General features: G+C 29.0%; 7 protein-coding genes and 1 pseudogene. 4 read left to right on the top strand and 4 right to left on the bottom strand.

Translation table 11 applies throughout. From position 1 onward, the window contains the following. Nucleotides 1-213: 213 nt before the first annotated feature. The gene (locus ACZ267_RS11760) at nt 214-471 is read right to left on the bottom strand and encodes a ribbon-helix-helix domain-containing protein (protein ID WP_015387292.1); all 258 of its coding nucleotides are present in this window, start codon (nt 469-471) and stop codon (nt 214-216) included. Between the two features lie 126 nt (nt 472-597). Further along, a complete protein-coding gene (locus ACZ267_RS11755; RefSeq protein ID WP_015387291.1) occupies nt 598-1404 on the bottom strand; it encodes a ParA family protein in 807 nt (268 codons plus the stop codon). A 171-nt stretch (nt 1405-1575) separates the two neighbouring features. On the opposite strand from ACZ267_RS11755, the gene ACZ267_RS11750 reads away from it, so the two are divergent. The 4 genes and pseudogenes from ACZ267_RS11750 (at nt 1576) to ACZ267_RS11735 (ending at nt 6091) form a co-directional block, all read left to right on the top strand. Beyond that, nucleotides 1576-1758, top strand: coding sequence for a hypothetical protein (locus tag ACZ267_RS11750; RefSeq protein WP_015387290.1), 183 nt, complete (start codon nt 1576-1578; stop codon nt 1756-1758). Between the two features lie 2028 nt (nt 1759-3786). After that, on the top strand, nt 3787-3954 hold the full coding sequence (locus ACZ267_RS11745; protein ID WP_155399947.1) for an AbrB/MazE/SpoVT family DNA-binding domain-containing protein: 168 nt from the start codon (nt 3787-3789) through the stop codon (nt 3952-3954). 116 nt (nt 3955-4070) lie between these two features. Then, a pseudogene (locus tag ACZ267_RS11740) lies at nt 4071-4352 on the top strand (type II toxin-antitoxin system PemK/MazF family toxin); the annotation flags it as partial. Nucleotides 4353-5224: 872 nt separating this feature from the next. After that, the gene (locus ACZ267_RS11735) at nt 5225-6091 is read left to right on the top strand and encodes a replication initiation protein (RefSeq protein WP_015387286.1); all 867 of its coding nucleotides are present in this window, start codon (nt 5225-5227) and stop codon (nt 6089-6091) included. A 253-nt stretch (nt 6092-6344) separates the two neighbouring features. Here ACZ267_RS11735 and ACZ267_RS11730 read toward each other — a convergent pair whose 3' ends face one another. Together ACZ267_RS11730 and ACZ267_RS11725 are read right to left on the bottom strand one after the other, a co-directional pair. Next, on the bottom strand, nt 6345-6890 hold the full coding sequence (locus ACZ267_RS11730) for a YdhK family protein (protein WP_002467532.1): 546 nt from the start codon (nt 6888-6890) through the stop codon (nt 6345-6347). A 17-nt stretch (nt 6891-6907) separates the two neighbouring features. Next, nucleotides 6908-8971: a heavy metal translocating P-type ATPase gene (locus tag ACZ267_RS11725; RefSeq protein WP_002467557.1), complete on the bottom strand. Its 2064-nt coding sequence runs from the start codon at nt 8969-8971 to the stop codon at nt 6908-6910. Between the last annotated feature and the right edge of the window lie 200 nt (nt 8972-9171).

Genomic DNA, 9171 nt, shown 5'->3' with positions numbered 1-9171 from the left:
TATTTACGTTCTTATTTATATATATACTTACAAGTTTATTTACGTTCTTATTTATATATATACTTACAAGTTTATTTACGTTCTTATTTATATATATACTTACAAGTTTATTTTTGTGTAAACACAAAAATAAACCCTATTAACAAATCAAATTCTTTGTTAATAGGGTTTTCTTAACTTTCCCTTCATTTATCTGAAATATTATATGTAAAACTAGTTTACATATAATTGTTTTATAATCTCGTTTAAAAATTCTGAAGATGATGAATAATTATTTTCTTCAACTAACTCATCTAGTTTTTTTCTAACTGAAGGCTGTAACATAAATTGATATCTTTTTTTCTTTTCTTTAATTTTATCCTTTTTAATCTCTATTTTTTTATATGATGTATTAGGTGATACTGCATTCTCTAAAGCTTTTTCTATATTCTTTTCTTGATTGTTACTATCTATTTTTTTATTAAACGCCATTTTAAAACACCTTTCATAATGTATTATATGTATAAGCATACACATGTTAATGTACATACATATATTGATGTAAATACATATATTGATGTAAATACAAATTAAAGTACTCATTTTAATTTGTATTAATCAAGCATCTTTAATAGCTTTACAACTATTTATAAATTGCTGAAAAAAACTTTTTTCCTTTAAGTATATTGTAGGTTCTTGTTTAAATGATACAATGGGCTTTTTTTCTAAAACACTGCGTGTAATTAATTCCTTATCAGGAAAATAAGTTATATAATCTTCTTGATTTTCAATGCTTTTTTTAAAATTGATTGATGATTTAGTATTATGTTTGACCATATTTCCAACGAAAAAAAGTTTAGCTGTTACGTAACTTTCTCGTGTCCTAAAGTCAATTAAATCCTTCTTTAATTTATTAATACGATATGAAATGTTTGCATTCGAATCATCACTAAATCCACTTGGCTTATTAGGAGAAATTACTTTATGGCTTACCACAATTGCATTTCTTGTTGATGTACTGAAATCAGGATGTGTATCAATAATAATATAGTCATATTGACCAATATTATATTCTTCATAGTAATCATCCAGCCACATATATAATTGCATGTCTTTTCCATCTGTCGTACTCATATGCTTCTCATACTCATCTAAACGTAAAAATCCACTGATAAGATCTATATTGTTATTAATACGGTGTATCTTAACTTTTTCTTCAATATGTAGTGCATCTATTTTTTCAAATATAGATAAAACAGTATTTTTTTGATCATAAATTCCTAAGATTTGAGATAAATTGCATTGATGATCAAAATCTATCATTAATACTTTGTACCCCAAGTCAGCTAAATATGCGGAAAAATTATAGGATAATGTTGTTTTTCCTACTCCACCTTTAACGGCTGCGAATGTTATTATTTCCATTTAGACACCTCCTTTTCCACTTTAACATAAACATACACACATGTATACACATATGTATAAGTATATATCGAAAATCCGCTTCTCTTTATTCATGATATAAATATATATTTTGGCTTTTAACTGTAACCAATTTATAGTAATAAAATAAAAAAGAAAGAAGAGGAGAAAAAAATGGCAACTTTACCCAAAGAGGTTAGACAAAAATTGGAGTCTAATATTCATATTTATAAAGTAACTAGTAAGAACATATATTATACAGATGATTTCAAACTTAAAGCTGTAGAAGAATATAATCATGGCAAAGAACCCGAAGATATATTTAGGGATACTGGAATAGATGTAAATATTCTTTGACAATATCGTAAGGAAAATTACATAGAGGGCAGATTACAGAAATAGAATAGTCAGCAAATTTATATTACCGATGATATTTCAACTACTTTAGAAAAAGAATTAAATGAAGATGCATCCGCCTTTAAAACACAAAAAGAATCATCTGAAATAGCTATATACTCTAAAATACTGTCTCAAGGAGAGTATATAATTGAAGAATTAGAAAAAATTGAAATTGAAATAAGCAAACTAGATCTTAATAAAGAAAAATATCAGTCTATTATTGATCTAACAGAAGAAGAAATAATTAGAGCAGTAAACAAAATATAAGGCTTTATATTTTATTATTACTTAGTTTCAGTAATACTATATACTGTTTTTCTTTAAATAAAGTAATAAGGATAGCGCACAAACATACACATCAATATGCTGATGTGTATGTTTGTGCTCATCTATATTCCAATTAAAAATTATTAATTTAGATAAATCATTTTATTTCTGCAACTCAAGGTCTTATATAAAACTTGTATCATCTATTAATCATAGATTTAATTAGCGTAGTCACAATATTTTGTGGATCTCCAAATAAAGCCATTTTTGGACTTTTTGTAATAACACCTCTGTTATAATCTTCTTCGTATCTTTGAGTAAATGCTCCTTTGATACTTATAAATAGATAATTATATACTTTGGTAATCGTTTTATTGTGTATTTTCTATTTTCGATTTACACGGATTAAGATTTCTTCAATTTCACTCTTCAAATCTTCAAGGCAATAATTTGTTCCGTAGAGTTGATTATGTTTATAGTATTACTAAATGCATATTGTGTGAATCAGATGAATTATTCTTATTATTGTGTAATTTAGTATCTACATTCTTTGACTCATTTTGTTCAACATTTATATCTTAAGTTGTAGTTCCTACATTGCTCACGATTAATAGCTTGTGTTTCATTAGGGTATTAATATGTTTTTTAGTGTATGCTTTGATTTGATGTTCAATACGTCTATGAAACTGTCATATGTGTATTTGTTGAATTTCTTTTCTTTATTATAATAATAGAATTGTTGATCCTTGATTTTAGGCATGTAGATGTAAAGACGTTATTTATCCATTTTTGAAGTAACATCAATAAGTCCCTATTTTATTAATTCTTTTTGAATTTAGTGACTGCGTTCATACTGATATTTAATATTTGTTAAACGTATACATGAAAGCTATCAATGAAAAGATACTCAAATATGTGGTTGAGGACATCAGAAACATCGAATCACGGTTTAAAATATATAAAATTGTTGATGGCAGAAAAAACCACAATGAATTTGAATTTTAAGCCCTCTCAGCCGTCCATATAAGTCCGTTAAGTATGAATTGGATGTATGGAGATAAATATCAAATTGCGGTACATATCTGAAGAGTGTACTTGAGATGATTGTTGCGATGGTCATCTTTTTTATGTTCAAAATCAATAAAAAAGCACTATCTCCTTTACTGCATGCCAACTGACATTCAAACTAATATTAAGTTATATTCATTAGGTAATCGGGGGATATTCTCCTCCCTTACCTCAACTATAAAATGAGGTGATAAAAATGACAAAAATTACTCGAATCAAAATCAAAACATTCTGTAACTATATGATAGGTGTTTCTGTTATCGCCCTAGCCTTATTCATAATCTTTTACTTTTAGTATTTTCTAAACGTTTCACTCATTTAATATGATTATCGAAACAATTGAAAGACTCCTAAATAGCGATTTATCTGCGTATTATATTCATCAAAAAACAGGTGTGACGGCATCAAGTATTCAACGTTTACGAAGTGGCGAACGCCAACTGAACAAATTAATGTTAGATAGTACCGAAAAATTATATTGATTTCAATTAGAGTTAGAACAAAATCAAAAAAATTACGGAGAGGTTAACAATGAACACTGATGCATTGTGTCGTATATTGAAGTTGAAGCAGGATAGGATAATGGTAAATCGATGTAAACATATTATAATTTATGTAAAGACACGTAAATTACTAACGGAGGCTTATTTTGTGCAAACAACATATGTGAAAATATATAAAAGCGGAAACGGACAAGCAATTAGCTTAAAGAAAAATACATTACAGGAAGCAGGATTAAAAGTTGGCGATGATATAGAAGTAAAAGTCAAATCAGGACAAATTGTTTTAACTAAATCCGATTCCTTTAAAGAAAAATGAAGAGATTTTGTTGAAAGTGGTGGTAAATATGATCATAACGAGTATGATTGGGGTCAACCAGTTGGACGTGAATTATGGTAAATCAATATGATTTAATTAAATGAGATTTTAATCCAGTCATTGGTAATGAAAAAGAAAACTATCGTCCTTGTTTATTCATAAGTGATACTGAATTTAATAAGGTTTCCGATTTTGCTTGGGTTATAAAAAGATACGATGAGCGATACCCAACAGATGTATTAGTGAAGACTAAAAATCAACGTATAAATGGTGTTATCGACTGCACACAAATTAAATCTGTTGATATACATGCTCGTCCATATCGACATTTTGATATATTGACAACTGAAAAGGTAATAGAAGTAAATAATAGATTGAAAAGTTTATTAAATCTATGAAATTAAAAATGATAATCCCTCTAATCATTATTGATGAAGGGATCATCATTTTTGTGTTTTAGATTCTCTAATGATTCAAAGTCAAAAAATAAGCCCTCGTTTATAGGTACGAGGGCAATAATAATTGCTTCATTTATGTATTTATTAAGATGAATGCATAAAAGTGGACTAGTCCACTTTTAGAAAGTTATTCCCTTTCTATTTTCATGAATAAATTTTCAAATCCACTAATATAATCATAAGACTTATATTTTTCTATAGATGTATGCTTAGGAGATACGTCTATACTTCGAGTTGATGTTTTTTATTAATCCAAACTGTACTACCTCATGTTTGGTTTGTTTTAACGTTTTAATCAATTTCTGTGTATCGAAAATAATTTTAAAATCATTAATATACCTATTTTACATAAAGCTTTAAGCATTATAACGTAATTTAAATTGTACAATAGCGATGTAATGATACACATATAAATAACAGTATAAGTATAAATGTATGTAACATGGTATTTACAAATCTTTTTTCATCGTGACTACTGTCTTATAAACGTCGCCCTTTTTAATATATTTTTATAAATATTTTTAAAACCTTTTTAGGGATTGTTTTATACCTAGAGAGACAATGGATTCAAGGTATTAGAGGGAGTAGTTTTGCCACATAAAAGGAGTAGTTTTGCCACATAAAGGGAGTAGTTTTGCCACATAAAGGGAGTAGTTTTGCCACATAAAGGGAGTAGTTTAAATATAATCACTCCTTTTATTCATTGACGCCGCTATAAAAGTGTTTTATGCTTATATTCAATTGGTATAAAGGAGTATTAATTTTTTTAGTACTCCTTTATATGATGTAGTTAATGATGGAGTGATAATAAAATGTCTGGTGAAACAGTTGTATATAAAAACGATCTAAACCTCGTCCCATTAAGAAAATTTACAAGCATAGAAATTAATTTGTTTTTTGCGATGTGCAATAAGTTAAAAGAACAAGACACCTACACGTTACATCTGACTTTTGATGAATTAAAAGAATTAAGTAATTATAATCCTAAAACGCGTAATATTAGTAGATTTGTGAAAGATTTGGATGATGTATATAAAAAAATGTTGGAATTAACAATTAAGTATGAAGATGACGATATCATAGAGCGATTTGTATTGTTTAATCATTATAGAATTCATAAAAAAGAACAATATTTAGAGATTTCAACATCTCCTAATCTAAAGCATATACTTAATTCAATTACGAATAATTTTACAAAATTTGAACTAGAAGAAATGACGACGCTTAAATCAACGTATTCTAAAAACATGTTTAGAATACTTAAGCAGTTTAAACATACAGGTTATTTAAAAATAAAAATAAATGATTTTAGAGAGCGATTAGATATTCCAACATCGTATAGAATGACCGATATTAATAAGAATGTATTAAAACCTATTATTAACGAACTCAGTCATATTTTTAAAGCGTTAAAGATACATAAAGTTAGAGCAAAAAAGGGACGCAAAATAGAATATCTAGAATTTATATTCGAACCTGAAAATCGTATATATAATAAAAAGTACGCTAAAAGTAAAAATACAGTGGGTTCAAAACAATATATTAGTAGAGAAAAAACACCACAATGGTTAGAAGAACGTTCTTATGAAAAAACACCTATCTCAGAGGAACATGATCCTGAACTTGAGAAAGAGCGTGAAGCTTTCTTAAAGCAACTACAAATTGATTGGGATGAGTAACATTTATGATAGCTACTGTAGAGCTATACAATGTGTTAAAGGTGTGGCGCTTTTATGGGCTATCTATGATTAGTCAATGGTAAAAGTAAAAGAGGTAAATTGATTTTGCATCTTTTTGTCAAAGTTATCGAATAAATGCATACGCAATCGCAACGATAAAAAAATATTCTCCTTAATCAATAATTTAAATAACTTATTATTGTTAAGGAGAATATTTTTTTATCTATTTATTTCTCAATTTAGAACTAGATTTTTAGCGTGCTTCCAGTTCATTTCCTGTCATCCATTTATGATTTTTAATGATTTTACCATTATCTTTGGATTTGTAATCAACCACGTAAACAGTAGTCTTTTTCACGTTATCTATATTGGCTGTAGCACCTTTCATACCAGACATATGACTTGCTTCTAATTTAACAGTATCGCCCTTATTAAATCCATCTTTAGGTGCATCTTTGATCTCTTCGTTTACGACCCATTTATGATTGTTTACTTTTTCATTTCCATTTGTGGGTTTATAACTTACAACATAGGCATATGTTTTATACGCACCTTTTACAGTAGCTTCTGCACCTTTCATACCTGGCATATGCCCTGCTGTAATCGTTACTTTATCTCCCGCTTTAAATTCACCTTCATTAGTCGATGTCATATCTTCAGGAACTTTACTTTCATCATTATGCTTCATATGGGTCTCACTTTTTTGATCTTTAGTATCTTTATCTTTTTCATCATTATTGGAGCAAGCTGATAATATTAGTAATGACCCTAATATCATAAAAAATAATTTTTTAATCATAATAAAACTCCTATTTTTTATTTTAATTTTAATGTAAAAGCATTAATTGCAACGATAATCGTACTTAATGACATTAAAATAGCACCTATTGCAGGTGATAAAATCAAGCCGATAAATGCTAAAATACCAGCTGCTAAAGGTACAGCAACAATATTATAACCTGCACCCCACCATAAGTTTTGCACCATTTTTCTCATAGTATTATTTGAAAGAGTCAAGAAATGAATGATATCTGATGGATTACTTTTAACAAGTATGATATCACCTGAATCCACTGCAACATCTGTGCCTGCACCAATTGCTATACCAATATCGGCTCTTATAAGACTCGGCGCATCGTTGATACCGTCTCCGACCATCATGACTTTATTACCGTCACTTTGATAATCTTTTATAATGCTTTCCTTATCTTCTGGCATGAGTTGTGCGTGAACATCACTAATACCTAATTCTTTTGCGACAGCGTGTGCCACTTCATTATTGTCACCTGTAAGCATGACTGGTGTAATATTTCTTGATAGTAAATCAGCTACCATTTGTTTTGAGCTTTCTTTAATTTGATCTCCTTGAGCAATCATGCCAATGACTTGTTGATCCTCAATTAAATAACTGATTGAATTACCTTGTTGAGCTAATTTAGTAAACAAGTCATCGTCATAATTAAGTTTATGTTTATCAAGATAAGAGACATTTGTTATTTTATATGTTTTATTATCAATTAGACCTTCTAATCCGACACCTGGAATATTATTAACGTCTTGTGGATTAGTAAATGAAACATTTTTACTTTTCGCAAAATCAACAATACTTATAGCTAATGGGTGATTAGATTGACTTTCTAATGAGGCGAAAAGGCTTAATATTGTATCATTACTCAAATCATTTTTAAAGCTCTCATAATGATTCACAGAAAAGTTACCCTCAGTTAAAGTACCAGTTTTATCCATCATTACATAATCGATATGTTGAGCTATTTCTACAGACTCTCTATTTTTAATAATTAAACCATTATGTGCACCAATTGAAGTAGAACGTGCAGTGACTAAAGGTATTGCCAAGCCTAAAGCATGTGGACAAGCAATGACTAACACAGTTACAAGACGTTCTAATGCAAAATCAACATCATTTTGAATGAGCATCCAGACAATAAAAGAAATCACGCCAACACTTACAGCAAAGTAGAATAAATAACCCGCTACTTTATCAGATAACAATTCAGCACTAGATTTATCATTTTGTGCTTGATTAACAAGTCCCATAACTTGAGAAAGATATCCATCTTCTCCAACAGCTGTAACCTTGACTTGTATTGTTCCAGACCCATTAATAGAACCCCCGATGACGTTGTCATTTTGATTTTTTTGTACTTTTTTAGATTCTCCAGTGACTAGGGATTCATCTATAGATGTTTGTCCTTGAACGATAATACCATCTGTTGGAATGCTTTCTCCGGCTTTTACTTCGACGATATCATCAGTCATGATGTCTGATATTTTAACTTCTTCGCGTTGGCCATTATCCATAACTTTAATAGCACTATTAGGTAATAGTTCTGCCATTTTCTTTAAAGCATCTCCAGCATTTCCGACAGCATTCATTTCTATCCAATGTCCTAATAGCATAATTAAAATTAAGGTTGCTAATTCCCAAAAAAAGTCCATTGTATGACCAGTTGCACTACTAAAGTTATTCATATAAAAAGCATACAAGCTATAAATATAAGCTACTGAAATACCTAGAGCAACTAAGGTCATCATGCCTGGTTTTTTTGTAGCAATTTCATCTTTACCACCAGACAAGAACGGTTTACCACCATAAAAGAATAAAATTGTACTTAATATTAACACTACCCATTCAGAACCTGGAAATGTGAATTGAAAAGGTAAGTTAACACCCATCAATGGCGATAAAAGAATGATAGGTATTGCAAAAATTAATGAAACAAAAAACTTAACTTTAAAATTTCCATGATGATGTGCATGGCCACTATGATGATGATGTGAGGCATGGTTATCATGATGCATTTGATTAGAGTGATTCATGTGATTTTGGTGATTATGCGCTTCACCATTATTATTCAAATTAACCCCTCCTAATGAAAATGTTATAGTAAAGCTACTTATAATATAACATATACCCATATGGGGTATAAATAGTTTCGATTTATCTCCATTTATGGATTTATTTATATCATTCTGAAAATGATGTCTACACGTCCTACATTAGACCTTGTCATCGATGTTTAAAATAAGGTTTTAATTAAAAAATCTCATCTGAATTA

It is taken from the genome of Staphylococcus sp. AC872 (assembly GCF_979255425.1).
The sequence above is the reverse complement of the archived record's forward strand: the minus strand, read 5'-3'. Positions and strand labels throughout refer to the sequence as shown.

Excerpts from the sequence above, each read along its gene's own strand:
- ACZ267_RS11760 (WP_015387292.1), bottom strand. The coding sequence starts at position 471 with ATGGCGTTTAATAAAAAAATAGATAGTAACAATCAAGAAAAGAATATA.
- ACZ267_RS11730 (WP_002467532.1), bottom strand. The coding sequence starts at position 6,890 with ATGATTAAAAAATTATTTTTTATGATATTAGGGTCATTACTAATATTA.
- ACZ267_RS11750 (WP_015387290.1), top strand. The coding sequence starts at position 1,576 with ATGGCAACTTTACCCAAAGAGGTTAGACAAAAATTGGAGTCTAATATT.
- ACZ267_RS11735 (WP_015387286.1), top strand. The coding sequence starts at position 5,225 with ATGTCTGGTGAAACAGTTGTATATAAAAACGATCTAAACCTCGTCCCA.
- ACZ267_RS11755 (WP_015387291.1), bottom strand. The coding sequence starts at position 1,404 with ATGGAAATAATAACATTCGCAGCCGTTAAAGGTGGAGTAGGAAAAACA.